Raw genomic sequence first — 24,608 nt, 5'->3', positions numbered from 1 at the left:
CCTTAAATTCTTCAGTAAAAGTTCGACGTTCTCTTTTAGGCATGTAGATTCTCCTCAAATGTATTAGTAGTATTCTACTTGACCTTAAAAATTCTGTCCAACTAAGTGTAGCCTATCCATCAGAAAACATCGTTGAAAATTACCCAGAAATGCTTTTAATGAATAAATTTGCTGCCGTTTTTAATAAGGAGATTGTAGAGCAAGGGCTAGATGCATCTTCATGGATAAGAATCCATTCGAAACAACCTATTGAAATAACGAAAGGAATGACAATTGAAGACTATCTTCAAAAATCGAATCTAGATTATATTCATGTTGAAATTGTCATGAAACGTGATGAAAGTATTACAGCAGAGAAATTAAAAACGATTGTTCAACGATCCTACGATGAGTTTAATGGTCCTTCTATTTCAGCAACTTATTGGATTTTTAAAGATGATGAATATAAAGAAGTGAATGATATGTTAAAGAAAGTCGCAAATATAGATCCTTCTTCCTTAGAAAGTTATGAATATGATAGCAATGTTTTTGTTGAGTTAACAGAAAATGGGTTCGTTGAGTCGGATGAAGATATTAATAATAGGCTAGAAGGAGGGGGGAATTAATGTCCGAGAAAAATCATTACAGATATCGCTTATTAGGTGCGTTAATCCATGAAGGATTAGCGTTTTTTTGTTATTGAACTAATGAAGCAGGAAGTTTTACAAGGAAAATGAAATTAATTAATGTAATATTCATTTAAAGCTACTCTAGACTAGAGATATGGTATGTATGGAGTTGAGCCAAAAAAGAAAGAAATAATGAAATTTGTTAAAGACATTGTAATCAGTTTAAATGAATTAAATGAAAAATACGATTATTTTATTGAGACAATGGAGAGAGAAGAATTGTGTAATTATATTATTGAAGTAGCAAGTATCGCTGGTTTAAAATCTGATGAAGACATTACCGAAGAATGAAGAGAGTGGTAAAAATAAGTTGTACTAAACAAGGGTCATAAAGATTGGTATAGAATGGGGAGCTTAGAAATGTACAAACCAAAATGGAGTAAAGCAAAGAAACAATTAAAAGGTTTTATCTGTGAGTCGTTAAAAGACAGAATTGATTTTCATATTATTAATTATCGTAAAACCCATGATCAGTTAGGGAGAGCCGTTATTACAGTGGACAAAAAAGAAGTCTTAAATATGTGTACGATAACATCTGATATAGCATTAATTAGAAAAGAACGGGACATACGACGTAATCAAAATATTGAATATGATGTTTATAATCAAAATCAAAATTATGAAATAGGAGTACAAGCGCATAACCTTATTAAAGCTGAAGGGATATTTGCACAGTACGATTTTTTTGATTCACTTGAACAATACTTTAACTCTTCTATAGAAAAATCATTAACTTCTACAGATATGGTTGTTAAAATCCTTTCCTTAATCGATAGACGAATTGGAAAGCGAACATTAGAAAAACTTAATGAATCAATAAAAAGTGAAAGTGATATTATTAAATATTTTTATCAATTAAGATGTAATGCTGAAGGATTAAACTTAAGGATTAGCGTTTTTTGTTGTTGTACGAACTAGAGGGTAGTTGAATAATAAAGCAAAGTCTCTTAAAAATAAAAATGGATTAGATTGGGAGTGGAATGAATGGGGATTAGAAAAGCAGATGTAGAGGATTGGAAGCAAATTTCTCTACTATTAAATCAGTTAGACTATCCAAATACAGAACATTTTATTAAAGAAAAAATAGAAACGTTTCAGGCATTATCCGGTCTTTCGAAGGGCCATTGTTTCGAAGGATTGACGAGCATAGAATCTTCGGAGGATTAACCATACAATCGGTTCGGTTGATTGTAAAAAAGTGTTGTGAAAGAAAGATGCAAGATATTAGAAAATGAAAATCATTTTACGTATTCACAAAAAAATAAGCAGAGGAAATTCTCTGCATATTTAGTAAAAATGCTCATGTATTTTATTGTCTTCTTGGCCTTCTAACTAGTTCACCGCCACAGTTAGGGCATATTTGTTTCATATTTTCTGTACAAGGTTCGCAAAATGTACATTCGTGAACACAAATATAAGCAATTGAGTTTTCCATTAATATTGAATTACATTTTTCACATTCTTTTCTCATTTCCAAAGCCATTTAAGTTATTCTCCTCACTTTCAATTGCCATAAGATAAACTTTCTGCTCGTGTATTCTATTTTTGCTATTCCCTGTAAGAATCATGAGTAGGCTTATACAAGTCTTCCACTGAATTCCTGACAATTGAAAAGTGCTCAACATTGTAATGACCATGAAGAGTATCATTATGGTGATTTATAATTTGTTCTGCATGTAAAAATTCATTGTCTGTTGTTGAATGTGCGTCGCCTACTAATGTAACGTCAAAACCATAAATAGTAGCTGTTCTAACGGCGGTATCTATGCAATGCTGTGTTTTACAACCAGCAATAACAATATGTTCTATCTCTTGTGATTTTAGATGGTGCAAAAGGTTTGTTCCATGGAAGGGATTCGTGGCAGTTTTATCAAAGAACTTTGTATCAATAGGCACATTAATTTCGTTGTGAACTTGAAATCCTTTCCCTTTCCCCTCTGCTACTTCTAGATCCCTTACAAATAAAACTGTGACACTCGATTCTGTCGCTTTTTTGATTACTAAATTTATATTCTTAATAAGCTGTTCTTTATTAAAAACTGCTCCTTCTTCTTGATTGCCATCAATTATTTCTTGTTGAGCATCAATGATTAACAATGCTTGATTCAAATTATTTTCCCCTTTCAGAATTTGGGAAAACGTTAAGTAGTTAGATTACTTATTCGTAATCCCTTTATTAATTTTTAAGTAAATATTTTTTTTATTTTTCATAATACCTACCTCCTAAATAAAGTTTCATCAAGGGCATCTGAATTATCAGACGATTTAATTGTAGCATATTTATTTTAAGGATAGGCAGCGCTGCAGAAGTTTAATTTATGATTCTTCACTTTCATAAAGATTTTGGAAATGAATGAGAAAAGAATTTTAGATAGCTATTATATGATCAGGTTTTTGTAATTGTACTAACAAAGCAGATTTGTTGAGAGTCGTTGTATTTATGACTGTTTTATGAAAAAATTGGCATATTATGTTAATGTTTTATTGAGAGAACTTTAGCAAAAAGGAAAGAAAAGTTAAAGAATTAGGATAAATCTTATTCAACAAACGTGCTTTTTTGCTGAGTATAGGATAAAAAATAATTAGAGGCTAAAGAGGGAATGAAAATGGAAAAGGCGAATAACGGTATACTTATCTTCTTGGGAATTTGCATTTTGCTCGCAGGAGGGTTTATTGGAGGTGGTCTAAGTGATGTGGCAGACAGCATTAATTTGCAATCTGAAGAAACGGATGATCCGTATCGGGTGATTGTGCAAGATGGAAATATTTATATGTACGACACGAGTACTGGCCAAGTTTGGAGAAAGGCGGATAAGTCAGATTCAAAATGGGAAGAAGTTGAAGGTTTGTATGATGATTGAATGATGTATATAACAAATGGGTGCGATACTTCAATAAGGAAGAATCGCTATTTTTATTGAACGGAAAAATAAGTTAGGGAACACTAAAATGAGGTGTTGCCTAATGAGAAATTATAGAAATCAAATTATCCTATCATTAATCCTTTTATTTGTTATGTTACCAAACAATACAGAAGCGAAAAATGATGGTTATGAAATCGTTTCTAAGTTAAGCAGTGAAAATATAACCTTGTATGCTAAGAAATTTGGGAACTTATATCGAGATTTCAAGATTGATTTTAAAGGTGAAACTTACTTTAGACCTTTTTGGATGAATGATTCTAACCCTGCCTATGCACCACAAATATATTACGAAGATATTAACAAAGATGAAAAAAACGAGTTAATTATAACTTTAACAAAAGGTTACGGTACAGGTGTTTTGGATGAAGAAGTCTATGTTTATAGTTATTCGAATGGATTAATAGATGTACTTGTTGATAATCCAATGACCATTCTTAATAAGAACGTAAAAACTAAGTTATCGGACGAAAGAGCCGAAGTCATTATTAATGGAAAAAAATGTTCAGTTGATATAACGCCTTTAGAAATCAAACCTGAAAACCTATTTGATGATGTAGGCTTTGGAAGTATTATTAATTATAATGTTGAAGACAAACATCTAGTTGTTAGTGTTCGTGGGCAAATATCTCCTGCAAGCTTTGTTGGACGTATTGTTATTGTTTATGAATTTCGTGACAAAATGTATCAAGCCAAATTAATTGAATTTATACCTTGTAAATAAGTTTGTGCATAATGTACTTAAAGTAAGAATGAGCTATTGGTAATGACTAATTAGCTTCCTTGCCCGTTGTTTGATATAATCAATTACTTCATTTGGTTCAATTACCTTGGCATCTGTGCCCAAACGGAAAAAATATTCCGATATGAACGGTATATCGCTTAGATCAACGTCCATATCAATATAACCATTTTCATCCTCTGTCGAAACAATTTCCGGTTCAAGCCAGGACTCACTCCGACATTGTCGTATTCCTTCTCTTGTCAATTTGACATATAATCGGACAGGTTTCTTGACAGCATGATTAGTGAGCCAATTCTCCAAATCTGTTGCAACGTTAAATACTCTTTTTGTATCTTCAAGAGATAAGATTCGGTCCACTCTAAATAAGCGTATCATCTTATATTCCATATCATAGGCGGGCATGTACCAAAATCCATTAGTTGCATATATTCCGATAGGTTTGACTTCCTTCATCTTATTTTCTGACTTTGATCGATACTCAATCAATACTATGTGGTTTTCTATAGATGCTTCAATAATTTCCTTCAAGTATGGAGAAGGGACACTTTTTTTCTGATTCCAAAATAGTAGTACAGATTTCAAACGATCAATTTTACTTTTTGTATCAGCTGGAAGGCTTGCGTAAAGTTTTCTCGATACTGAATCAATGTTGATTTTGAAAGGTAACGACTCGTAATAATTGAGTAATTGGAAGGCGAAGAATATGGCAAAAGCCTCATTTTCCTCGAATATAATAGGTGGAAGTGTTCTGTTTGTCAGAGTTCGGTAGCCGCCATTTCGTCCATGCTCCGTATAGATCGGAATCCCCATATCACTAAGCTCCGCTAGATATCTGTGCGCTGTTCTGACAGATATATTAAATTCATAAGCGACATCCTGTGCTGTAAAGCTCCGTTTAGTGTTTACATACATGATTAAATCAAATAGCTTTTTGGCTTTTGACATTAGCAACTTCCTCCAGTCCTAAAAAAACAATAAAAACATGACAATTATTGTCCTGTTTTTATTATTTAATTATTTTAAAGGGGAAGTCAATCTTATTTATATTTAACTGGAGGTCGTATATGAATATTATATTAGGTGCAACAGGACAGATAGGACTTATGTTGGCTACTAACCTTTTCAAGAAAGGTCAATCGGTAAGGGCTGTTGTTAGAAACGAATCTAAAGCCCATAAATTAAGAAAAATGGGTATTGAAGTTGTTGTCGCTGACTATCTCGATAAAGAAGCTTTAAAAAGGGCTTTTAATGGTGGAAAATCAGCTTTTTTGTTAACACCTGAAGAGCCAAAATCTGAAAATTACATGGGTGATGTTCGACTGATGATTAGTCATTACCAGGAGGCAGTGCAGGCTGCCGGTATCAATAAAATAGTCGGTCTATCTTCTATGGGCGCACACCATGAGTCAGGTACGGGGACTCTTCTTGCATCCTATCTGCTGGAACAGGCATTTTGCGAACTTAATATTGAACAGGTTTTTGTTAGGCCTGCTTACTACTTTAGCAATTGGATCGGATATATGGAATTAATCATGATGCAGGGGATATTACCGACTTTTTTTCCTCCTGAAATGAAATTACCAATGATCTCTCCGACTGATGTCGCAGCTTTTTTAACTGAAGTAATGATCCGGGAAACACCTCAAGAACGAATATATGAAATCTGTGGCCCCTATGATTATAGTTCATTGGAAATAGCAAGGATGTTTGGGAATGTACTAAATAAGGATGTTGCATTACAGCAAATCTTTGAACATGAGTGGGAAAATACGTTGGTACAAGCGGGATTCACAACAGATGGCATAAGGAATCTTATTCTTATGACAAAGGCTGTAATTGATGGGAAAACTAAGGGTGACACAGCTAACCAAATTCGGCTTTTTACGGACTTCAAAACGTATTTAGAGAAAATTGTATAATTTTCACTAATATTACTTTGCATTAAACAGATGATCTGAAATGTAAACGAGCGTTTTTAAAATTTCTTAACATAGGAATAACCGGCTTAGGGGTATCTAACTACTTTGTGGGTAGTGTCAGCAATGCTGGTACTACCTCTTACAGCATATAGGGATATAAGCATATTACAACAAGCAATGAAGAGAACTTAAAATGAATAGCCAAAATTTTGTCCAAATGAAAGTAATTTAATATTCTTGCTTCGCTAACGGATAGTAATGTTTAATAAGGAGTAAGAATCTGTCATAAAAGAGCACGGGAGAACAGGTATGACCAAAACGTTGCTGATAGACTGATATAGAAAGGAGAACGTTTCACATGGAGGGACTTCAAAGAATGCTAGATAGTATGGAGTATATAGAAAGTAATTTAGACAATGAGCTTTATATTGATGATATTGCTGCTATCGCCTGTATGTCTAAATTTCACTTTCAACGGATGTTCAATATGCTAACTGGATATACCGTGAGTGAATATATCCGAAATCGACGTATTACTGTTGCTGCACAGGAACTAGTAAATACCAGGTCTAAAGTGATTGATGTTGCAATGAAGTATGGATATGAAAGTCCTGAATCTTTTTCAAAGGCATTTCGGAAAATTCATGGTATCAGTCCATCAGATGCTAAGAAAGATAGTCAATCTTTGAAGGCTTATCCTAAACTCTCTTTTCAAATTCAGATAAAGGGTGATGTGGAAATGGATTACAAAATTGTGGAAAAAGAAGCTTTTACGGTTGTAGGGAAAAGTATTCGTACAACTACAATTGGCGGAGAGAATAATCGAAAGATCGCTGCCTTCTGGGAGGAATCCAATCAGAATGGCTTCACAGGAGAACTTGCTAAAAACTGTGGTCCCCTTGGATTAATTGGAATTTGTATGGAGTTTGACAAACAACAAGAAAATCTAACCTACTTAATCTGTACAGAAAAAAATATTGACCAAATCCCAGTCGATTGGGAAGAAAGACAGGTTCCTTCTGCAACCTGGGCAGTTTTTCCGGTACTTGGTGCAATGCCAGATGCAATGCCAAGAGTATGGGAGAGGATCTTTTCCGAATGGTTTCCCGCAACTGGATATGAGCATGCTGGAGGACCAGAAATGGAAGTGTACCTAAGTGATGCTGACCCTTCCTCAGAGGATTATTATAGCGAGATCTGGATACCAATTAAAAAGTAATAGACATTAAGTTAAATCATTACTTTATAAAATTAGGGATGGGGATTTATACCACTAGGACTATTCAAAGAGACGTAACATTAATAGGTACACAAATATTTTTCAATTTCAATAATTATTCAGGCTGTCGACAAAGTCGATAGCCTTTTTTGTACAAATAAAAAGGTTGAAATAAACGCAATAACAACCTTATTTAGCGATGGATTAGTGTACCTTTGAACAGGTCTTTGATGTGCAGAGCTTGCCATGATTGACCTGTTTTTTTTATAGAATTATTTCGAATGTTAGATAGCGTTGGTTAGGAAAATAAAATTATAGTAAACTGGAAAATGTGGGTAAAAAAGGGAAAGTTGAGGATTCCGTGTGATGGATTTTATTCAAAATCTTAGTGAAGAGGCAAAGGTAGCTGTTGGCTTGGTCATAGCAGAAAAAATGTTTCATTTAATTGATCGTAATGAATCAGGGTATAAAATCGCTCGAGAAGCACTTGATAGCTGCTGGAAATGGCTTGAAGGTGAGAAGGTCACTGCGGATGATTTATGTAACTACATAGATAGCGAGGATTATAAGGATATTGCTGAGTACGCAAACGGAGAAGAGGGCTTACAAAAACAATATGCATGGTATTCAGTATTAGATGCTGTATCCTATACGATCTATCAAGCGTATAAATGGGAAGAAAGAAAGGTTGTTCCGCAAATAATCGAAATGATTGATGATGAAACGTTAAAGATCTTAGTGGAAAATGCAATGGAATCTCGCTGTCTAAAGATGGATAGTGTTCGTAATGTAATAATGACCTTAATGGAAAACGATTCAGTGGGCGTTGATGGGGAACGTGATAAGAGAATAAAGAAGGAACGTTTGATGAGGACTCTTTAAATGTTCAAATAGGAGAGCGTCTATATACGAAGGATAAGCTGAATGAAGCATTGGGAATATAATGAATTGATTGAAGCCATACAGGAAACATATGAAGAATTACTAGAAGAGGACAGAGGGTATCGATATGCACTAGCAAAACTTGCAGATGAGTTTGATAACTTAGGCAAAATAGAAGATGTTATTGTTGATTTGGTGATTGGGGAAATTGAGATGAAGCAGGAAAAGGTTTTTGCTGGACGTGTTGAAGGGATAACAAAAAGATTGAATATGTTTAACCTTAAGGTTGTGGAAGGATACTTAACAGCAGAAGAAATAGATGACTTAGTAAAAAGAGTGAATAGAGTAATAGAAGGGCTTGGAAAGGTCGAAGTAGACTACGATTCTTCAGTGGAATAGTGATATTTCCCTGTATTCACTATTTTTTCTTAACCCCTATCAATTTTCCCTCTATGTTTTTCAGTTCTGCCATTGGAAATTTCGGACGAAAACAAACACCAATATTTATACAGCCCATAGGACATTATGACTTTGTTCTAACAATTGAAAATAGTTTCGTTTTAGGGGGGCATCATGCCTAATTTACGATCAGGAGTGAAGGAAATGGACAGGATTGAACAATTACTAACAAAAATAAAGAGCTTTTCTAATTGTCGTATCCTTGAGCCAAAAGGATTGCCGGGGATTGATAAAACAAAGCATATTTTACCTGAAGACTTATACAAGTTTTATAGTCTTTGTGGAGGATTAACTTTATTTGTGAATGAGGAGTATCCAATTCATATTGTGTCACCTGATCAATTTAGCTTAGCGAATCCAATCATTGTTGGTGAATTATGTGAGGAGGATATTTCAGCGAATTGGTATATCGTTTGTATTGATAGTAATGGTGAGTACTTAACAATTGATCTTAGTAAAGAAAGGTTAGGAAGATGCTATGATAGTTCCTTTGACCGCCATGGGCTTGTTGGAGAGTCGCAAATAATTGCTACATCGTTCACCGATTTACTTGAACGATTAATCCAAAATAAAGGGCAATATAGCTATTGGTTAAGACGTGATTTTGATTCTTTAGGCGATGCGTATGATGATGTTGAATAACTATAATATAAACTCTTGTTTTATGCTTTGTGTCTTATAAGCTATTAAATTTTAAGCTTTTTGAAAAAATATTATGAAGCATATTTGCTAGGGAATGAGGTTAAAACAGGATGGTGTGATTTAAAAAGGAGATAGATGAATCGGGGAGGGAGCCAATGAAAGATAATCTTGATACCAATCTCACAATGGAAATGGCGTTGGGCATTGCTCTAGCATATAAGAAAAAATATAAACTATCAGGTGACATTCATTCGGAACGGAATATTACCTATTATAAAGAGTTTGACGATGTCAGTGGCCCTGTATGGCTCGTTTTAGTAGATATCGAGCCAAATGATCTTTTTGCAGAGAATGAATATACGATTGTTATTTCAGACAAAAAAGCAGACGTCAAATATATCATTGACCCAAATGGCCATGTTTTTACCCCTATTAAATATGAAGTTTGATGAACTTTGGAATGGTTACATAAAGAATGAAATGGTATTTATGAAAAAATGTAAATTTAAAATGGACAAAACCAAACATAAGGGAGATTTTCATATGAATAAGAACGTAAAGCTCGGGATAGCTTTTGATGACATCGATGCTGTAACGAAAGACATCGAAAAGGTGCTACATATCCAATTTACAGAACATGAAAGCAGCTATTGGGGAATTTATAATTTAGCGAAACTATCGGAAACAGAGAATATAAGAATACTCTATAATTTTGTTGATGATGACTGGCAGGAAGAGGATTATAAGGAACTCCCGATTTTAATTGAATTAAATCGGTTAAATGAGCCTGAGAAAATCGTGAAGGTCCTTACTGAAAATCTTCCGTACATCGTGACCCTGTATTTAGAGGAAGTTGAATCAAGAAAGTTTATTCGAAGATATAAATATGAAGATGGGCTGTTTAAATTAGATTATGAATATATTTTTAAAAAGTGAAGTTGAGTAAATTCTTTTAGGGAATATGAGGAATGAGTATTCATGACATTAAAAAAATCAATGGGTGAGACTTGGAACAAAGAATTTATTCATGCGATTTGTATAAACAAAACAAGAATTCTCAAATGTATAAGCGTTTTGTTAACGGAAAAAGAAGTTATCTTTGATGCTGTATCGATGATAGCAACTTTCGAAACATATAGTAAAGACGATCCTGAAAGATGTAAAAAAGACGAAGTAGTTCTTTGTAAGGAGTTTCCAGGCTATTCCGAGCAATTATCCTACATTACATATAGAAAATTGTTCATGTTAATTGAGTCGTGCTTAAAAGAAGTCATTACACGTTTTGAGGAAGTAGATAGGGTAGAAATTTTAAATGAATTGGAGAAGGCCAAAAGGAAATGGCTGTGAATTCATTGATTCAATCTATCAGCATAAATCTAAACGTAAATTCCCCATTCAAATACAAAGTAGTCACTATCAGATTGTCCAAAGATATAGTCATAAACATGTCCCTGCTTTATTTGAATCGCTTCAAGATTATTTAATCGTAATAAAAGCTCATGAACATTCGACTCGGGTGCATTCACATCTCGTAAATCACGTTGAAACCTTGCTATAAACGTATCATCATCCACAACCTTCATAGAAATGCTTTTATTTAAAAAATATTCTTTTATCCATACTTCCTGTAAAGAGTGCAACCAATGTTTATCGTTAGGCTCTGGCTCATCACGAATATCCCATCCCTCTCCGTCAAACAGTTCTTTTTTAAATAGTGCGGAGAAAGCCGCCTGAAGATGAGCAAATTGAGCTTTTTTAGCGAAAATTAGGTCTACTTCGATATCTGCTTTTTTAAAGTGATAAACATCAAAAGTGAGATTAGACAACCGAACATTTGCAACGAGACTTGAGAATAAGTGCAGGTCATCGAATAATTTTTGTAGTTCCTGTTTCATAGTAACACCTCTATTATTTATTCGTAAAATTGAAGAAAAGGATAAATCGTTCGAATGATTGAACAGGTACAATGCAATTGTAATAGGGTTTCGTGAACATATCCACCAAAAGACGTAAAACATAGGAGAGGTTTTAATGGAAGATTGGGAGTATGATGAATTATTCAATTTAATTAATGAGTACTATCAAGACTTTTTAGCTTTAAGTAGAGGACATAAATATGCAATTGCAAGAACAACTTATGAGTTTCAAAACCTCGGATATACAGAGGATTTTATCGTTGATACGGCTATAGGCGAAATCTCGTTAACACAAGATAAGGTATTCATTGGATACATTGAAGGAATTACAAAGAGACTAAGCGAGTTTAAACGAGAAAAGGTTGCGAAAGAACTGACTAATGAAGAAATAGAAGACTTATCGAAACGGATAAATAGAGTAATAGAAGGATTAAGAACAGTAGAGGTTGATTATAATCCATTAGCGGAATAGGTGTAAAGGAGAACTTATATCTATTTTTAAGTAGGAAGGGAACAGAAAGGAATTAAAACCAATGCTCTCTAACAGTTTAATAGAAAAACTAAAGCATGAAGGCTTTAAATACCCAGCATCATTTTTGAAGGCAATTGATTTAAATCTAGTTAATTTTGATTTATGGTATATTATGGATGGAGACCAAGTTGTTAATAGAATCGAGGGGCTGAAACGAAAATATCCAGCAAGGAAGCTCATTCCATTTGCAAGAAGGGATGATAATGACGACATTGCTTGCTTTGAGATTGGAAAAGGGGAAATGGTCGAGATTATCCACGATATTGCTTCAGCGGGATATGAGCAGAGAAATGAATATGATGATTTCTGGAAATGGTTAGAGGAAGCAGTTAAAGAGATGATCGAGTATAACAAGGAGAATTGACTTAAGACTGCAGGTTAACCAGCTTTAATGTGCTCATAGCTTACTACACCTTTTAGGAGGGCGAAAGTGGCAGCATATGTTTTATTATTAAAAGAATTCGAAACAGATGAGACGGTTGTTTACAAATTCGGACCTAATGAGAAGAGCATGGGGAAAATCGCCTTAAATAAAGGTACAAGGATGATATCCGAGGTAGAAGCGATTCCTGATGACAATATACGTTCTAGCTTTTATTTTGACCGTGCTGCGCAAAGACTGACAGTATGTTTGTTAAAAGAGGGTGGAGTCTTCCCTGATAGAACAACGTTTGAGTCTTAGTAGATAACTAACTAAAAGGAGTTGAGAGGTTAATGATGCTACCAGCTGTTTTATCATTTGAAGAGGTTTTAGCGAATGGGATTGAATTTGAGGATGATGTTTGCTTTTCTGGGCCGTATGGACAGGAAGTGTATGATAAGCCAATGGAAGAGGGAGGTAAACCGATAACAGGGATATTATATGAACTGTACGAAAATGGGAATCCAATCTATTACAGCTATTATAAAGATGGGATTTCTGAAGGGTAATATGTTACCTTTTATGAGAATGGTCAAATCGAAAGCTATCAAATGATGCATCAAGGTTGTGTACATGGTACTTCAACAAGTTGGTTTGAAAATGGGAAAATCAAATCAATTGCAGAAGCTAAATATGGCTTTAAAATAACCTATAAAGAATGGGATATGAATGGTCATTTACTATCAGAAAAACTAGGCCCAGACGACTTTGAAAAGACAATGATTGAAAAATATGATTCCTGGGCAGCAGAAAGTAGAAAATAAAAATAGAGAACTGTTAGGAGGTTGACGATTATCGAAAAGCATGGGGCGGTTTCAATCTGGTTTGGCAATGTGAAGGATGAACAAGAATTGGATAACTATGTTGATTTAACATATGATGAGGATGGTGATTCCATTGCATCCGCTTTTTATGAGGATTTTCACATTGACCTAGTTGAAATTGATGAAGACTTCATTGAAAAGGCCGTATTAGAAGAGCCAAGTGATAATCCTTCTGTTTTGCTTGAAGGCTGTTCATATGAAGAAGTGATTATCCCGAAGGTGAAACAGCATATAAAGTTACATAAGTCGTATAATGCAGTGATGATGATCTATCATTTTGCTTATAAAGGTGACGTTCGGGCTTCAGGAGCGTTTGATTATATTATATCTACTAGCTATGAGTAATTATCTATTTCATAAAATGTCTTCAATGAAAAGGGAGAAAAAAATGATCGAAACAGATATGAGCAAATTAACAAAGGAATTTTCCGACATTCAAGCTGAATTGCTACCAAAGGTCAAATTGGAAAATACCTTTAAAAAGGATGAAATCAAGCTGATTGCAGGGGTCGATTTAGCTTACTGGGAAGAGCATGGGAAGACGTTCGGAACGTGTTGCATCATTGTCATTGATTATCATTCAAAAGAGGTTATTGAAAATGTATACAGCTATGGTGAGATAACAGTTCCGTATATTGCCGGGTTTCTTGCCTTCCGTGAGCTGCCATTGATTATGAAAGCAGTTGAAAAGCTAACAGTAGAGCCTGATTTATATATGTTTGATGGCAACGGGTATTTGCATTATCGGCATATGGGAATCGCAACCCATGCATCATTTTTCTTACAAAAACCGACGATTGGTGTAGCGAAGAGCTATCTGCGGATAAAAGAGGTCGATTTTCAGATGCCGGAAAATCAAGCTGGGGCTTATACAAATATTGTGATAGATTCAGAGATATATGGGCGGGCGTTAAGAACAACAAAAAATGTGAAGCCGATTTTTGTTTCGTGCGGCAACTGGATCGATCTTGATACAAGCACGGAAATGGTTATGAGCTGTGTAAACAAAGAAAGTCGTTTGCCTATACCCGTTAGGTTAGCGGATTTAGAAACACATCGAGTAAGGAAACAGCTTGCACATAGGTAGTAATTCATCAATATATGAGTTATAACCATCCAAAGGGGAGGACGTGATACACTCGTCATGGTGTTAAGTCCTCGCCTGTTTCATGTCTGTCGAGGCTTTATGTAAAGCACGCGATTGAACTTTTATCATTCCTCATTTAGACATATTTCAATAAAATCAAAAAGATTGTTCGCTTCGATTGAACGATTGCCCCAATCATGATAGTAATATAGGATTTGACCTACATTCCCTTTTTCAGACGGATCTGTATCAATACATAAATAATCACCAGCACCATTTTCTGCAATTGGAATCCATTTTGAATGCCAAAGCACTTGCTTTAGTTCCTCGCCAATCTCTCGTACAAGGTCATCATCCGGGTCGAATTCCTCCTGAAGAAATGTCCAATTATCAATAATTTCTGCAATTGGCGAAAAATATAAATTTCTTATCACAGGTTCAACACCTGAATTCCAAATTTGTCCGTTATAGACACTGTAAAAGCATTTAAACTCCTCTGGGAGCGTGACTCCTAATGTTTCCTCTAATCGTCGAAACTCCTGTTCACTAGCCCCAGGCTGAAGGTTAAGTAATTCTACAAAGTTACCAATTTTATTAGCTCCTGCATCAATTATTTTTTGCCAAATTAATTCAGCTGTATGTATCATGTATTCTCCTCCATTTATTAAACGCCCATTATTGGATTTTACTAGATTAACATGTTTCTAGCGAGGTCATTCATTAATTTAAACGAAATGTAGAGAGAATAGACTCAGTTCCATCAAGGTTTAAGATGATTGGACACTTCCAATTGACTTATTTACAACAACCTGTCTGTGGGATATAATACCAAAAAATGGTCGCCATGTCGTCATATCTGCAACAGTTCAAAAGGACGGAGGATAGATATGCTAGAAGAAAAGGAATATGAAAGAAATAACAAAGCAATCGTTGGGATGGTGCTAGGGATAGTAGGGCTTTTTTTCCCTATCATCGGCTTGGCTTTAGGAATCATCGGAATCGTTTTTTCGGCATTAGCTTTAAAAGAGATAAGAGAATTTAAGCAAATCGGAAAGGGCATTGCCATATCTGGATTGACAACGAGTATTGTAGCTGTCGTTATCCATGGATCACTTGTTCTTATGATGATTTTAATATATGGAATTGTGACAAGCATCGTCAGCTTTTTTGAATCAATCTTTTAGCTTGTTGTATAAGGAGTCAAGTTTAATAACGTTGCTTAAGAGTATTGAGGAGAAATTGAATGAGAGAAAAAAAGATTCGCGGTATGAAACGAAAAACGAAAAATATGATAAAACGTATTGAAGAACACACAATGAAGTTTCCAAGTGAATTCAAGCATCATTACTGGCATATGCATTTACCTATTGCACAAGATTTTATTGATTTAAAAAAAACGCCTAATAAAGTGAAACGGCTTTGTATGCAAACTCTGTTGGAAAGAGCATATCTTCTCATGCAAATGAAGCCAAATGATCGTAAAAACTATCGGGTTGTAGTAGCAATTTCCTTACCTGAATTGTGGAGTTCACAAATCATTATCTTTAAAGGTGACTCCTATTTTAAAAATTTTTTTAATCGAAATAACGATTACCAAAAATGGCTGCAACTATCAGACGGAAGGAATATTCAAAAAGAGTGGGGGTTACTCGTTCCGAATGATATGCAAATATCAGGATACAAAGAATTGATGATAGAAGAAGATGGGTGTTATGAAGGGGAAATCTGGTTTATCGGTGAACTAAAATAGGTAACTGGAGTCCTTTCAAAAACGAGAAATAGATGGGGATTTTCGAACTTTGTCGAACAATGATAGGGTTTGAATACGTCAGATAATGCTAAAATAGAATTGCAACTATATCGTGGTAGGGTGGTTGGTTGTCATTCTTCTTTCCTTAAATCATTGGTAGGGAGGTGATAACTATAGAAATATTTCTTGAATTTCTAAGAGAAGCTTTGAAGGGGATTTTGCGTGAAGTATGTGCATACATCTTTCGGAAAAAGGTATTAGAAAACAAGGAAACCACCCTACGCCGTCGCAAGCAAAAGGGTGGTTTTCTGAAAAAGTAATATCATGACAACCACCACTTTAGGCGGTTTGGTTGCAGGGAGAAGTGTTGGTCGCACTTCTCTCTTTATTATATTTCCATTATACATGAAATTATTCGCTGAGTGAAGATTGCTTATCGCCCTAAAATTTCCTCACAATCACTTGACCAGTATGTGCATCAACATAAGCGCCATTTCCTCGTTCAGTTTTGAACTCCTCAATATAAATTAATTCATAGTAGGCTGGCTCGTTATCCTTATATTCTAGCTGCCACTCTAGCTTAGGCCGCGTATAGTTTATGTAAGTTGAGATTGCCTCTGCTTCAGTAATAGCAGGCGTTGTGTCTATGTCGTTTAGTTCATTCACCTTTATATCTGGACCCATATAATGGTCAATCGTTCCTGTTGTCCTGTTTACACTGATTCTTGCTGCTCCAAACCTGACGGGGAAATCATTGATGCATAATCTAAATTCGTAATGATAGAGCGGATTGCTTTCATCATCGTCATTATGATTTTTCACGACATAGTGAAAATATTTGTCAGCATTAGGATAGAGCTGAAATAACAATTGATAGGCTAGTTTTTTACATTCATCAAAGCTTAGGTTTAAAGTGCCATTTCGTTCTAAAAATGAGAAGGAGCCTAGAAGTAACCCAGTTTCACGGTGATGTCTCATTTTTAAAGTACCGTCATTTCTTCTTGCGAAAAAGGCTTCGAGTGATAAATCATCTTGATCAGCCTTAATGTCGGCATCGTTTAATCTCCATACAGTGCCGATCTCAGTGCCAAGATCCTGTTCGCGAATCTTTGAAAAGCTATTTTCGTCAAAACCTAATAATGTATCGACATCAGCTGAAATATCAGGACGAATGAGCCTTTCTGTTTTTTCTTCATGCTCAACATCCTCTTCATCAAAGTCATCGTGGATGATTTCAGATCCATCAGCTGCATAACGATATGTCACTAATTCAGGCTCATAAACAAGCTTGTAGCAGTCATCTCCGTCAACATATAACTCATTACTAAATTCAATGATTTCTAAATTCATTGTAACCTGCTTCATCATTTTCTCCCTCATCAATGCTTCTGAAGCAATTGACTTCGGTTCAATGATTTTCCCAGCTTGTCCATCATAGCGGAAATCTGTAATCCTTCCCGCTTGGGTAATCGTGACATAAAAGCCTGTATGGGGAAGTGGTAGCTCCAATGCTTTTTGGACATATGTAAGTCGGTAGGAGCCGTTTTTTAATTTTTTCCATTCTTCAAACGTAAAAACAACATCTGCATCTGGATAATGCTTTGTTACATATGATAAGGCTAATTCTTCTAGCTTTTCTTCTGGCAATTTAATCGTTTCATTTGTTTTTTCCTGCTCATCAATATAAAAATGAATTAACTGACCATCCTTCGTTAATTCCACAATAATATTCCACTCTTCATTTTCCTTATGCCTCCAACAAAAGAACGCCTCTTCTGTTTCATTACGAAATTCCTCAATTTCAAGCATGTATTCTGCTGTTACATTTCCTATGCTTGCAGCTAGCTTTCTTAAATGATCGAGTTGCATGAAAATCCTCCTTTAAAACGAATCTACATGTAAAATACGATTAAAAAAGGAAAAAGTTTCAAGTGAAAGAGAGAGGTTCTTGTGTATTTTTTTGAAGAAGTAAAAGAACCTTCAGAGGCCACTGAATAGGCTTAGGGTAATAGAGGATTGATTCTTTTTTAAGACTTTAGTGGCCTTGAACGATCCCTTAGCTTCCTCGCCATTCCCGCGGTGTACAACCCTTTTGTCTTTTGAATAGCCGGATAAAATAGCTTTGATTTTGAAATCCGACATCCATTGCTATATCGAGCATTTTTCGATCAGAGGTTTCTAGCAGGGCACATGCTTTTTCGATGCGAATCGTATTGATGTATTCCATCGGTGTCATTCGCACGAAGCTTTTAAAAAAGCGACTAAAATGCCCTTCACTCATTTGGATTTGCGAGGCAAGGTCTAATACCGTTAGCTTTTGTTGATAGTTTTGGTCAATGTATTGGAGCACTTTTTTTAACAGTGCTGTTTTCGTTAAGTCTTTTTGAGTGACTTCCTGATCATGATTCCATGCCTGTTTTTTTAAGATTTCTGAGAAAAGGAGAAATAAATATCCTTTAATTTTTAGCTCAAATCCCGTTTCGCTCATTGAGTACGCTTTGATTATGCTAGCGAGTAGCTGCAGTATTTCGTGATCCTCATTTACAGTTAAAAGGATTGGATGGAAGATGTTTCTTATAGTAGTTAAATAGTTTTTTTCAATAAGGTCATAGCCAAAGCTCCGTAATAAATCAATGTGAAAAACGACGGCATGGAGCTTAAAAGGCGTATCACCTGACGGATATGCTCCATGCAATTGCTCGCTTGGAATAAAGCAACCATTCCCTGCAGTGACGATAAATTGCTTTGTGCCAATTTGGAGGTTAATTGTTCCCTCCTCAACGTAGATAAATTCTAGCTCAGGATGCCAATGCATATTAAAAATAACCTGTCCGTCCAAATAATCAACCATATAAGAACGAAACGGAAACATCGAATTTCCGTGGACTCTGTCTTCAAGCAGCAAATGCTTATTCATCGTTGCCATCTCCTCAATTATCAGAATCGTACAATTTTATGTTGAAATTGTGCAAGAAGTACTCTGTTTTTATCAATATACTATTAATTACAGAAAATGAAAACGAATACATTTTGAGGTGACGAAAATGAAATTTACTGATGGCTTTTGGTTAACAAGGGAAGGCTTTGACATTCAGCATCCACGCACTGTTCGTGATGTGGCAATTAGTGAGGAAAAGGTGACGCTTTATGCACCTTGTAAAGAAATTCAACATCGAGGCGATACATTGAATCTACCTTCTCTCACGATTGAATTATCTTCGCCAATGGAAAATGTTTTGAAGATAATGGCATGGCATCATAAGGGTGGTGTGAAAAAATTACCTAGCTTTGATGTGAAGGCTGAAGCTGTTTCACTTCAGGCTGAGCGCACAGAAAATGTAACTAGCTTTCGCAGTGGGGATGTAAAAGTAGAAATTGCGCATAACCCGTTTATGATCACATTTTACCAAGGGGATCGCAAATTAACGGATGTTGATCCGAAAGGCATTGCTTGGATTAAAGGTCCTCAAAAGGAAAGCTATATGCGCGGACAGCTCAATTTAGGTGTTGGCGAAAATGTGTATGGACTTGGTGAGCGATTCACTCCTTTTGTGAAAAATGGTCAAATTGTTGACGTCTGGAATGAGGATGGTGGAACGAGCTCTGAGCAATCGTATAAAAATATTCCGTTTTATATAAGCAACCGCGGCTATGGCGTCCTTGTGAATCACCCGGAAAAGGTTAGCTTTGAGGTAGGCTCAGAGGCGGTGTCGAAAACACAATTTAGTGTTGAAGGTGAACAGCTTGAGTATTACATAATTGGTGGTTCGACATTGAAGGATGTGTTAACAAATTATACGGAGTTAACGGGGAAACCGGCATTGCCGCCAGCATGGTCTTATGGATTGTGGCTAACAACCTCTTTTACAACAGAATACAACGAGGAAACCGTCAATCACTTCGTCGATGGGATGGCAGAGCGCGATATTCCGTTAAGTGTTTTTCATTTTGACTGCTTTTGGATGAAGGAGTTTGAATGGTGTAATTTTGAATGGGATAAGGATGCCTTTCCAGAGCCTGAAGCAATGCTAAGACGCTTGAAGGAGAAGGGCTTAAAGATTTGTGTTTGGATTAACCCATATATTGCGGAAAAATCAAAGCTGTTTGATGAGGCAGCGGAACATGGCTATTTGCTAAAGAAAGCAAATGGTGATGTGTGGCAATGGGATTTATGGCAGGCAGGAATGGGTGTTGTCGATTTTACGAATCCTAAAGCGTGTGAATGGTACTGCTCAAAATTGAAAGCACTGCTAGATATGGGTGTTGATAGTTTCAAAACAGACTTTGGTGAAAGAATTCCAACAAATGTCGTCTATTATGACGGCTCTGATCCAAATCGTATGCATAACTATTATGCTTATCAATATAATAAAGTAGTTTTTGATTTATTAGAGAAAGAGAAAGGAAAGCAAGAGGCGGTCGTATTTGCTAGATCAGCAGCAGTTGGTAGTCAAAAGTTCCCGGTTCATTGGGGTGGAGACTGTAATGCAACCTATGAGTCGATGGCAGAAAGCTTGCGCGGGGGACTGTCCCTCTCACTATCAGGCTTTGGCTATTGGAGTCATGATATCGGAGGGTTTGAAAATACGGCAAGCCCTGACGTATTTAAGCGTTGGACAGCGTTTGGCCTCTTATCAAGCCATAGTCGTCTACATGGCAGCTCCTCTTATCGCGTACCATGGTTATTTGACGAGGAAGCAGTTGAGGTAACGAAGCATTTTTCCAAGCTGAAAAATCAATTAATGCCTTATCTTTTCAGCACTTCTGTTGAAAATCATAAGACTGGTGTTCCAGTGATGAGACCGATGATCCTCGAATTTGCCGATGATCCGAATACACATGTCCTTGATCGCCAATATATGCTAGGTAGTAGTTTACTAGTTGCGCCAATTATGAATGAGGACGGTGTTGGCTCATGCTATTTACCGCATGGGAAATGGACACATTATCTGACAAAAGAAGTAGTAGAGGGAGGTTCATGGCAAAAGGAAACCTATGATTATATGAGTTTACCGCTTTTCGTAAGGGAAAATTCAATTTTAGCAATTGGTAGTGTAGACAGCCGTCCAGATTATGACTTTTCGAACGATGTTACATTTGAATGCTACCAATTCGTTGATAACAAGGAGGCAAGTGCCTTCGTAACGGATATCAATGGTGTTGTGAAAGGTGAGATTAAGGCAGTCAAGGATGGAAATAAGATTTCGGTTGAGACGAAGATGCCAGATCTAACCTATACGATTGTTCTTAATGGCGTTCAAACCATTACATCGACTTCGGTTGGAAACGTTGAACAGAGTTCAGATGGGGTAAGAATTCAGCTTAATGATTCACAAGCGTTTGAAATTATTTTATAGCTTTACTTAGGAAGGTGGTCGATTATTCTAATCACCTTAATAAAAAACAGCAGGGGGTATTGAGCTATGAAAAAGCGGTTTTTAAAGGGGTTAGGAATTGTCATTCTAGGAGCAGGATTATTGGCTGGTTGCTCTTCAAATAGTAGTGATGGAGAGAATAATGGGAAGCTTGTCATTGATGTATTTAATATAAAAGTGGAAACAAAGGATCAGCTAGAAGCGATGATCGAGAAGTATGAAAGTGAAAATGAGAACGTCGATATCAACTTAACAACAGTGGGTGGGGGACAGGATGCTGCGTCCGCGCTGCAAGCAAAGTTTTCCTCTAATGAGGAACCGGCTATTTTCTTGTTAGGTGGTTTATCGGATGTTGAAAAATACCAAAAGTATTTATTAGATGTCTCTGATATGGAATCAGCGAAAACAGCTATTGAAGGTACGCTGCAAGGTGCTACGGTTGATGACATACCATACGGAATTCCTTTAAATATTGAAGGGTTCGGGTGGATGATCAATAAAGAAGTATTTCAATCTGCTGGTGTCGACCCTGCATCTATTGCAAGCTACGATGATTTTGTGAAAGCAGTTGAAACAATTGATAGTAAAAAGGAAGAGCTAGGTCTTGAAGCTGTATTTGGCTTTAGCGGCAAGGAGGATTGGGTTGTAAGTCAATTTTCAAACCATTTTACTGCACCAGAATTTGATAATGACCTGAATAAAGCATATGAAGCTAGTGAGCTTACCTTTAAGTACGGCAATCGATTAAAGGAGTATACGGACTTAATAAATAAGTATAATGTTCAGCCGATTTTATCCCTTGATTATAGTACATCTGTTGAGGAGCTCTTCACAAATAATAAAGTTGCAATTATTCATCAAGGAAACTGGATCGTGCCAACTCTTGATAGCATTGACCCAGCGTTCTCTAAAGATAAGTTAGGCATCCTCCCGTTATTCGTTGACAGTGATGACCAAGGATATATAAGTGCTGGCCCTTCTTGGTTCTGGGGAATTAATAAGGAAAAGGATGACAAAGTAGTCGAGGCTTCAAAGGATTTCATCGATTGGATGTATACATCTGATTACGGGAAACAACAAATTATTGATGAATTTAAATATATTCCTGCTCATGAAGGCTATGAGGCAGATAGTATCCAGGACCCAGTTTCGAAAGAAGTATATCAAGCCTTATTAGATGGGAAATCAAGAGTATGGGCACATAACCAATATCCAAACGGCTTCTCTCAAACAGCGATGTTCCCTGAATATCAAAAATACTTAAACGGCGACATCACCTGGGAAGAATTCATCAAAACAAGCAGCTCAAAGTTTACAGAAATGCGTTAATGGGGGACAGTCCCCACAAACAAAGTATAACGGGAAAACTCTTAATAGATTTATGAATTTTGCTTTGCAATGAGGGGACAGTCCCCCTATTGTGAAACAAGCGTTATGAACCAAGTAAAAAAGCAAAACATCTAATGAAATTTATAGATTTTGTTAATTATAGGGGGACTGACCCCAAGCAGCTTTGAAGGGTGTGGGTTGGATGAAAATGAAGAGTCTTACTTATTGGATCTTCTTAGCACCGTGTTTACTCGCGTTAACTGTCGTTTTAGTCATCCCTTTTATTCAAGGAGTCTATTATTCTTTAACGGAGTATAACGGATTTCAAGTAAATGAATTTGTTGGTTTTGAGAATTATCTTAGTTTGTTAAAGGATGAACAGTTTCTCTACAGCCTCATGTTTACCGGTGGATTTTCGATTGCGTCTGTCATTGGCATTAATATTATTGGCTTGCTGTTGGCGTTATTTGTCACACAAAAAATGGGGAAATTTAATACAGTTTTCCGCACCATCTTTTTTATGCCTAACCTAATTGGTGGAATTATTCTAGGTTTTATTTGGCAGTTTATCTTTTTGAAGGCATTTGAGGGAATCGCTGATTTAACAGGGCTAAACTTTTTTAAAGGCTGGCTATCAACTACCGAAACAGGCTTTTGGGGCTTAGTCATTTTGTTTATTTGGCAGATGAGCGGCTATATTATGATTATCTATATTTCATTTCTAAATAATATCCCAGATGAATTAATTGAAGCTTCTACAATCGATGGGGCAAATATATGGCAGAGATTTTGGAAGATTAAGTTTCCCCTTCTTGCACCGGCCTTTACAGTTAGCTTGTTCTTGTCATTATCGAATGCATTTAAAGTGTATGACCAAAACATGGCTTTAACAGCAGGAGGGCCGTTTAGCTCTACGCAAATGGCGACAATGAATATTTACGATACGGCCTTTAAGGTTCAAGATATGGGGTATGCCCAAGCAAAGGCAATTATCTTCTTGCTTATTATTACTGCAATCTCAGTCATCCAATTATATTTGACGAGAAAAAGGGAGATTGACCTATGATGGCACAGCATAAAGTAAAAACAATTGGTCTTGTCGTTCTCGGGATTATCTTGTCCATATTCTGGTTTTATCCATTTTATTTAGTTATTGTGAACTCATTCAAAACAAAAGCTGAGATTTTTGTCAACACTCTTGGCTTCCCTTCTGAAGGAACAGTTGAAAACTATCCAGAAGCATTTGAGGCGTTGGATTTTGTTCATAGTTTTTTGAACTCCGTATTTATTACGGTTTGCAGCATTTTTCTTATTTGTATCTTTACCTCAATGGCTGCTTACGCACTTTCGCGTAGACAAGGAAAAACAAGCTCGGTTATTTATTTTATCTTTGCGATTTGTATGCTCATTCCATTTCAGTCCATTATGATTCCATTGGTTTCGATATTCGGCTCGGTTGATATGTTAAATCGTGGTGGATTGATGATTATGTACCTAGGATTGGGCTCAAGCTTAGCCGTCTTTTTATATTTCGGCGCCCTCCGAGGGATCCCGATGGCGTTGGATGAGGCGGCTATCATTGATGGCTGCAATCGATTCCAAGTGTACTGGTATATTATTATGCCGATGCTAAAATCAACAACAGTTACTGTGATTGTGTTGAATGCGATTTGGTTTTGGAACGATTATTTATTACCATCCTTAGTGATAAACAAGGAAGGAATGTACACGATTCCGTTAAAAATGTTCTACTTCTTCGGGGAATATTCAAAACAATGGCATTTAGCACTAGCTGCATTAGTAATCGCCATCATCCCAATTATTGTCGTATACATGTTTCTCCAAAAATACATTATTAAAGGGATATCAGAAGGAGCAGTTAAATAGAGAGGTGGGGACAGTCCCCCAGCACGTTAAAG

The 24,608-nt window shown here is 36.1% G+C and carries 34 protein-coding genes; 27 read left to right on the top strand and 7 right to left on the bottom strand.

What is annotated here, in order from left to right; translation table 11 throughout:
• Nucleotides 1-158: 158 nt before the first annotated feature.
• The 4 genes from ACTJJ9_RS06705 (at nucleotide 159) to ACTJJ9_RS06690 (ending at nucleotide 1,835) form a co-directional block, all read left to right on the top strand.
• Nucleotides 159-605, top strand: a complete 447-nt coding sequence (locus tag ACTJJ9_RS06705) for a hypothetical protein (protein ID WP_145581660.1) — start codon at nucleotides 159-161, stop codon at nucleotides 603-605.
• A gap of 162 nt (nucleotides 606-767) precedes the next feature.
• Complete coding sequence (locus ACTJJ9_RS06700; protein WP_145581659.1) at nucleotides 768-959, top strand: hypothetical protein; 192 nt, start codon at nucleotides 768-770, stop codon at nucleotides 957-959.
• A gap of 69 nt (nucleotides 960-1,028) precedes the next feature.
• A complete protein-coding gene (locus tag ACTJJ9_RS06695) occupies nucleotides 1,029-1,586 on the top strand; it encodes an SF0329 family protein (RefSeq protein ID WP_145581658.1) in 558 nt (185 codons plus the stop codon).
• Nucleotides 1,587-1,652: 66 nt separating this feature from the next.
• Entirely contained in the window at nucleotides 1,653-1,835 is a 183-nt protein-coding gene (locus ACTJJ9_RS06690) for a hypothetical protein (protein ID WP_145581657.1), read from the top strand.
• 142 nt (nucleotides 1,836-1,977) lie between these two features.
• Here the strand turns inward: ACTJJ9_RS06690 and ACTJJ9_RS06685 are convergent, their stop codons facing one another.
• Together ACTJJ9_RS06685 and ACTJJ9_RS06680 are read right to left on the bottom strand one after the other, a co-directional pair.
• Complete coding sequence (locus tag ACTJJ9_RS06685) at nucleotides 1,978-2,151, bottom strand: DUF1272 domain-containing protein (protein ID WP_145581656.1); 174 nt, start codon at nucleotides 2,149-2,151, stop codon at nucleotides 1,978-1,980.
• Between the two features lie 65 nt (nucleotides 2,152-2,216).
• Nucleotides 2,217-2,777 (bottom strand): isochorismatase family protein, encoded by a 561-nt coding sequence (locus ACTJJ9_RS06680; RefSeq protein WP_145581655.1) that lies wholly within the window; start codon nucleotides 2,775-2,777, stop codon nucleotides 2,217-2,219.
• A gap of 584 nt (nucleotides 2,778-3,361) precedes the next feature.
• On the opposite strand from ACTJJ9_RS06680, the gene ACTJJ9_RS06675 reads away from it, so the two are divergent.
• Both ACTJJ9_RS06675 and ACTJJ9_RS06670 read left to right on the top strand, forming a co-directional pair.
• The gene (locus tag ACTJJ9_RS06675; protein ID WP_440768553.1) at nucleotides 3,362-3,529 is read left to right on the top strand and encodes a hypothetical protein; all 168 of its coding nucleotides are present in this window, start codon (nucleotides 3,362-3,364) and stop codon (nucleotides 3,527-3,529) included.
• A 103-nt stretch (nucleotides 3,530-3,632) separates the two neighbouring features.
• The gene (locus ACTJJ9_RS06670) at nucleotides 3,633-4,313 is read left to right on the top strand and encodes a hypothetical protein (protein ID WP_145581654.1); all 681 of its coding nucleotides are present in this window, start codon (nucleotides 3,633-3,635) and stop codon (nucleotides 4,311-4,313) included.
• A gap of 33 nt (nucleotides 4,314-4,346) precedes the next feature.
• On the opposite strand, the gene ACTJJ9_RS06665 is transcribed toward ACTJJ9_RS06670, so the two are convergent.
• Nucleotides 4,347-5,279: a helix-turn-helix transcriptional regulator gene (locus ACTJJ9_RS06665; protein ID WP_145581653.1), complete on the bottom strand. Its 933-nt coding sequence runs from the start codon at nucleotides 5,277-5,279 to the stop codon at nucleotides 4,347-4,349.
• A gap of 119 nt (nucleotides 5,280-5,398) precedes the next feature.
• Between ACTJJ9_RS06665 and ACTJJ9_RS06660 the strand changes: the two genes are divergently transcribed.
• The 8 genes from ACTJJ9_RS06660 to ACTJJ9_RS06625 all read left to right on the top strand — a co-directional run bounded on the left by ACTJJ9_RS06660 (nucleotide 5,399) and on the right by ACTJJ9_RS06625 (nucleotide 10,802).
• A complete protein-coding gene (locus ACTJJ9_RS06660; protein ID WP_145581652.1) occupies nucleotides 5,399-6,253 on the top strand; it encodes an NmrA family NAD(P)-binding protein in 855 nt (284 codons plus the stop codon).
• 376 nt (nucleotides 6,254-6,629) lie between these two features.
• Nucleotides 6,630-7,472, top strand: a complete 843-nt coding sequence (locus tag ACTJJ9_RS06655) for an AraC family transcriptional regulator (RefSeq protein ID WP_255451856.1) — start codon at nucleotides 6,630-6,632, stop codon at nucleotides 7,470-7,472.
• A 366-nt stretch (nucleotides 7,473-7,838) separates the two neighbouring features.
• The gene (locus ACTJJ9_RS06650; protein ID WP_440768556.1) at nucleotides 7,839-8,354 is read left to right on the top strand and encodes an Imm6 family immunity protein; all 516 of its coding nucleotides are present in this window, start codon (nucleotides 7,839-7,841) and stop codon (nucleotides 8,352-8,354) included.
• A gap of 42 nt (nucleotides 8,355-8,396) precedes the next feature.
• Nucleotides 8,397-8,753 (top strand): Imm3 family immunity protein, encoded by a 357-nt coding sequence (locus tag ACTJJ9_RS06645; protein WP_145581650.1) that lies wholly within the window; start codon nucleotides 8,397-8,399, stop codon nucleotides 8,751-8,753.
• 204 nt (nucleotides 8,754-8,957) lie between these two features.
• Nucleotides 8,958-9,455 carry an SMI1/KNR4 family protein gene (locus tag ACTJJ9_RS06640; protein ID WP_440768555.1) on the top strand — a complete coding sequence of 166 codons (498 nt, stop codon included), beginning with the start codon at nucleotides 8,958-8,960 and terminating at the stop codon, nucleotides 9,453-9,455.
• A gap of 155 nt (nucleotides 9,456-9,610) precedes the next feature.
• A complete protein-coding gene (locus ACTJJ9_RS06635) occupies nucleotides 9,611-9,904 on the top strand; it encodes a hypothetical protein (RefSeq protein ID WP_440768552.1) in 294 nt (97 codons plus the stop codon).
• A gap of 94 nt (nucleotides 9,905-9,998) precedes the next feature.
• Nucleotides 9,999-10,391, top strand: coding sequence for a hypothetical protein (locus ACTJJ9_RS06630; RefSeq protein ID WP_440768551.1), 393 nt, complete (start codon nucleotides 9,999-10,001; stop codon nucleotides 10,389-10,391).
• 42 nt (nucleotides 10,392-10,433) lie between these two features.
• Nucleotides 10,434-10,802 (top strand): hypothetical protein, encoded by a 369-nt coding sequence (locus tag ACTJJ9_RS06625; protein ID WP_440768550.1) that lies wholly within the window; start codon nucleotides 10,434-10,436, stop codon nucleotides 10,800-10,802.
• A 29-nt stretch (nucleotides 10,803-10,831) separates the two neighbouring features.
• Here ACTJJ9_RS06625 and ACTJJ9_RS06620 read toward each other — a convergent pair whose 3' ends face one another.
• Nucleotides 10,832-11,350, bottom strand: coding sequence for a hypothetical protein (locus tag ACTJJ9_RS06620; protein ID WP_440768549.1), 519 nt, complete (start codon nucleotides 11,348-11,350; stop codon nucleotides 10,832-10,834).
• A 136-nt stretch (nucleotides 11,351-11,486) separates the two neighbouring features.
• Here ACTJJ9_RS06620 and ACTJJ9_RS06615 point away from each other — a divergent pair, with 136 nt between their 5' ends.
• The 7 genes from ACTJJ9_RS06615 (at nucleotide 11,487) to ACTJJ9_RS06585 (ending at nucleotide 14,235) form a co-directional block, all read left to right on the top strand.
• Nucleotides 11,487-11,843: an Imm3 family immunity protein gene (locus ACTJJ9_RS06615; RefSeq protein ID WP_440768548.1), complete on the top strand. Its 357-nt coding sequence runs from the start codon at nucleotides 11,487-11,489 to the stop codon at nucleotides 11,841-11,843.
• A gap of 61 nt (nucleotides 11,844-11,904) precedes the next feature.
• Nucleotides 11,905-12,267, top strand: a complete 363-nt coding sequence (locus ACTJJ9_RS06610) for a hypothetical protein (protein WP_440768547.1) — start codon at nucleotides 11,905-11,907, stop codon at nucleotides 12,265-12,267.
• Between the two features lie 66 nt (nucleotides 12,268-12,333).
• Nucleotides 12,334-12,585, top strand: coding sequence for a hypothetical protein (locus tag ACTJJ9_RS06605; protein ID WP_145581644.1), 252 nt, complete (start codon nucleotides 12,334-12,336; stop codon nucleotides 12,583-12,585).
• A gap of 32 nt (nucleotides 12,586-12,617) precedes the next feature.
• Nucleotides 12,618-12,833: a hypothetical protein gene (locus tag ACTJJ9_RS06600; RefSeq protein ID WP_440768546.1), complete on the top strand. Its 216-nt coding sequence runs from the start codon at nucleotides 12,618-12,620 to the stop codon at nucleotides 12,831-12,833.
• Between the two features lie 42 nt (nucleotides 12,834-12,875).
• Nucleotides 12,876-13,088, top strand: a complete 213-nt coding sequence (locus ACTJJ9_RS06595) for a hypothetical protein (RefSeq protein WP_440768545.1) — start codon at nucleotides 12,876-12,878, stop codon at nucleotides 13,086-13,088.
• Between the two features lie 30 nt (nucleotides 13,089-13,118).
• Nucleotides 13,119-13,493, top strand: a complete 375-nt coding sequence (locus ACTJJ9_RS06590) for an immunity 22 family protein (protein ID WP_440768554.1) — start codon at nucleotides 13,119-13,121, stop codon at nucleotides 13,491-13,493.
• A 43-nt stretch (nucleotides 13,494-13,536) separates the two neighbouring features.
• Nucleotides 13,537-14,235, top strand: coding sequence for an endonuclease V (locus ACTJJ9_RS06585; protein ID WP_440768544.1), 699 nt, complete (start codon nucleotides 13,537-13,539; stop codon nucleotides 14,233-14,235).
• Nucleotides 14,236-14,360: 125 nt separating this feature from the next.
• Here ACTJJ9_RS06585 and ACTJJ9_RS06580 read toward each other — a convergent pair whose 3' ends face one another.
• A complete protein-coding gene (locus ACTJJ9_RS06580; protein ID WP_440768543.1) occupies nucleotides 14,361-14,882 on the bottom strand; it encodes an SMI1/KNR4 family protein in 522 nt (173 codons plus the stop codon).
• A 240-nt stretch (nucleotides 14,883-15,122) separates the two neighbouring features.
• Here ACTJJ9_RS06580 and ACTJJ9_RS06575 point away from each other — a divergent pair, with 240 nt between their 5' ends.
• A complete protein-coding gene (locus ACTJJ9_RS06575; RefSeq protein WP_440768542.1) occupies nucleotides 15,123-15,419 on the top strand; it encodes a DUF4190 domain-containing protein in 297 nt (98 codons plus the stop codon).
• A 59-nt stretch (nucleotides 15,420-15,478) separates the two neighbouring features.
• Nucleotides 15,479-15,985: a DUF3916 domain-containing protein gene (locus ACTJJ9_RS06570; protein WP_440768541.1), complete on the top strand. Its 507-nt coding sequence runs from the start codon at nucleotides 15,479-15,481 to the stop codon at nucleotides 15,983-15,985.
• A gap of 441 nt (nucleotides 15,986-16,426) precedes the next feature.
• Here ACTJJ9_RS06570 and ACTJJ9_RS06565 read toward each other — a convergent pair whose 3' ends face one another.
• Both ACTJJ9_RS06565 and ACTJJ9_RS06560 read right to left on the bottom strand, forming a co-directional pair.
• Nucleotides 16,427-17,854, bottom strand: coding sequence for a YcdB/YcdC domain-containing protein (locus ACTJJ9_RS06565; RefSeq protein WP_440768540.1), 1,428 nt, complete (start codon nucleotides 17,852-17,854; stop codon nucleotides 16,427-16,429).
• A gap of 187 nt (nucleotides 17,855-18,041) precedes the next feature.
• A complete protein-coding gene (locus ACTJJ9_RS06560; protein WP_145581637.1) occupies nucleotides 18,042-18,902 on the bottom strand; it encodes an AraC family transcriptional regulator in 861 nt (286 codons plus the stop codon).
• A gap of 127 nt (nucleotides 18,903-19,029) precedes the next feature.
• Here ACTJJ9_RS06560 and yicI point away from each other — a divergent pair, with 127 nt between their 5' ends.
• From yicI to ACTJJ9_RS06540, 4 genes are all read left to right on the top strand, one after another.
• Nucleotides 19,030-21,342, top strand: a complete 2,313-nt coding sequence (gene yicI / locus ACTJJ9_RS06555) for an alpha-xylosidase (protein WP_145581636.1) — start codon at nucleotides 19,030-19,032, stop codon at nucleotides 21,340-21,342.
• Between the two features lie 66 nt (nucleotides 21,343-21,408).
• Nucleotides 21,409-22,689, top strand: coding sequence for an ABC transporter substrate-binding protein (locus ACTJJ9_RS06550; RefSeq protein ID WP_145581635.1), 1,281 nt, complete (start codon nucleotides 21,409-21,411; stop codon nucleotides 22,687-22,689).
• A gap of 202 nt (nucleotides 22,690-22,891) precedes the next feature.
• Entirely contained in the window at nucleotides 22,892-23,755 is an 864-nt protein-coding gene (locus ACTJJ9_RS06545; protein ID WP_145581634.1) for a carbohydrate ABC transporter permease, read from the top strand.
• Complete coding sequence (locus ACTJJ9_RS06540) at nucleotides 23,755-24,576, top strand: carbohydrate ABC transporter permease (protein ID WP_145581664.1); 822 nt, start codon at nucleotides 23,755-23,757, stop codon at nucleotides 24,574-24,576. The genes ACTJJ9_RS06545 and ACTJJ9_RS06540 overlap by 1 nt, the downstream gene beginning before the upstream one ends.
• Nucleotides 24,577-24,608 lie beyond the last annotated feature (32 nt).

The sequence above is a fragment of the Metabacillus sp. 22489 genome, assembly GCF_052044855.1.
Lineage (GTDB): Bacteria > Bacillota > Bacilli > Bacillales > Bacillaceae > Metabacillus > Metabacillus niabensis.
Note: the sequence above shows the minus strand (reverse complement) of the source record. Positions and strands in the feature narration are given on the sequence as shown.

Coding starts and splice junctions, on each gene's coding strand:
- ACTJJ9_RS06705 (WP_145581660.1), top strand. CDS start 159: ATGAATAAATTTGCTGCCGTTTTTAATAAGGAGATTGTAGAGCAAGGG.
- ACTJJ9_RS06700 (WP_145581659.1), top strand. CDS start 768: ATGTATGGAGTTGAGCCAAAAAAGAAAGAAATAATGAAATTTGTTAAA.
- ACTJJ9_RS06695 (WP_145581658.1), top strand. CDS start 1,029: ATGTACAAACCAAAATGGAGTAAAGCAAAGAAACAATTAAAAGGTTTT.
- ACTJJ9_RS06690 (WP_145581657.1), top strand. CDS start 1,653: ATGGGGATTAGAAAAGCAGATGTAGAGGATTGGAAGCAAATTTCTCTA.
- ACTJJ9_RS06685 (WP_145581656.1), bottom strand. CDS start 2,151: ATGGCTTTGGAAATGAGAAAAGAATGTGAAAAATGTAATTCAATATTA.
- ACTJJ9_RS06670 (WP_145581654.1), top strand. CDS start 3,633: ATGAGAAATTATAGAAATCAAATTATCCTATCATTAATCCTTTTATTT.
- ACTJJ9_RS06665 (WP_145581653.1), bottom strand. CDS start 5,279: ATGTCAAAAGCCAAAAAGCTATTTGATTTAATCATGTATGTAAACACT.
- ACTJJ9_RS06660 (WP_145581652.1), top strand. CDS start 5,399: ATGAATATTATATTAGGTGCAACAGGACAGATAGGACTTATGTTGGCT.
- ACTJJ9_RS06655 (WP_255451856.1), top strand. CDS start 6,630: ATGCTAGATAGTATGGAGTATATAGAAAGTAATTTAGACAATGAGCTT.
- ACTJJ9_RS06650 (WP_440768556.1), top strand. CDS start 7,839: ATGGATTTTATTCAAAATCTTAGTGAAGAGGCAAAGGTAGCTGTTGGC.
- ACTJJ9_RS06645 (WP_145581650.1), top strand. CDS start 8,397: ATGAAGCATTGGGAATATAATGAATTGATTGAAGCCATACAGGAAACA.
- ACTJJ9_RS06640 (WP_440768555.1), top strand. CDS start 8,958: ATGGACAGGATTGAACAATTACTAACAAAAATAAAGAGCTTTTCTAAT.
- ACTJJ9_RS06635 (WP_440768552.1), top strand. CDS start 9,611: ATGAAAGATAATCTTGATACCAATCTCACAATGGAAATGGCGTTGGGC.
- ACTJJ9_RS06630 (WP_440768551.1), top strand. CDS start 9,999: ATGAATAAGAACGTAAAGCTCGGGATAGCTTTTGATGACATCGATGCT.
- ACTJJ9_RS06625 (WP_440768550.1), top strand. CDS start 10,434: ATGACATTAAAAAAATCAATGGGTGAGACTTGGAACAAAGAATTTATT.
- ACTJJ9_RS06620 (WP_440768549.1), bottom strand. CDS start 11,350: ATGAAACAGGAACTACAAAAATTATTCGATGACCTGCACTTATTCTCA.
- ACTJJ9_RS06615 (WP_440768548.1), top strand. CDS start 11,487: ATGGAAGATTGGGAGTATGATGAATTATTCAATTTAATTAATGAGTAC.
- ACTJJ9_RS06610 (WP_440768547.1), top strand. CDS start 11,905: ATGCTCTCTAACAGTTTAATAGAAAAACTAAAGCATGAAGGCTTTAAA.
- ACTJJ9_RS06600 (WP_440768546.1), top strand. CDS start 12,618: ATGATGCTACCAGCTGTTTTATCATTTGAAGAGGTTTTAGCGAATGGG.
- ACTJJ9_RS06595 (WP_440768545.1), top strand. CDS start 12,876: ATGATGCATCAAGGTTGTGTACATGGTACTTCAACAAGTTGGTTTGAA.
- ACTJJ9_RS06585 (WP_440768544.1), top strand. CDS start 13,537: ATGATCGAAACAGATATGAGCAAATTAACAAAGGAATTTTCCGACATT.
- ACTJJ9_RS06580 (WP_440768543.1), bottom strand. CDS start 14,882: ATGATACATACAGCTGAATTAATTTGGCAAAAAATAATTGATGCAGGA.
- ACTJJ9_RS06575 (WP_440768542.1), top strand. CDS start 15,123: ATGCTAGAAGAAAAGGAATATGAAAGAAATAACAAAGCAATCGTTGGG.
- ACTJJ9_RS06570 (WP_440768541.1), top strand. CDS start 15,479: ATGAGAGAAAAAAAGATTCGCGGTATGAAACGAAAAACGAAAAATATG.
- ACTJJ9_RS06565 (WP_440768540.1), bottom strand. CDS start 17,854: ATGCAACTCGATCATTTAAGAAAGCTAGCTGCAAGCATAGGAAATGTA.
- ACTJJ9_RS06560 (WP_145581637.1), bottom strand. CDS start 18,902: ATGAATAAGCATTTGCTGCTTGAAGACAGAGTCCACGGAAATTCGATG.
- yicI (WP_145581636.1), top strand. CDS start 19,030: ATGAAATTTACTGATGGCTTTTGGTTAACAAGGGAAGGCTTTGACATT.
- ACTJJ9_RS06550 (WP_145581635.1), top strand. CDS start 21,409: ATGAAAAAGCGGTTTTTAAAGGGGTTAGGAATTGTCATTCTAGGAGCA.
- ACTJJ9_RS06545 (WP_145581634.1), top strand. CDS start 22,892: ATGAAAATGAAGAGTCTTACTTATTGGATCTTCTTAGCACCGTGTTTA.
- ACTJJ9_RS06540 (WP_145581664.1), top strand. CDS start 23,755: ATGGCACAGCATAAAGTAAAAACAATTGGTCTTGTCGTTCTCGGGATT.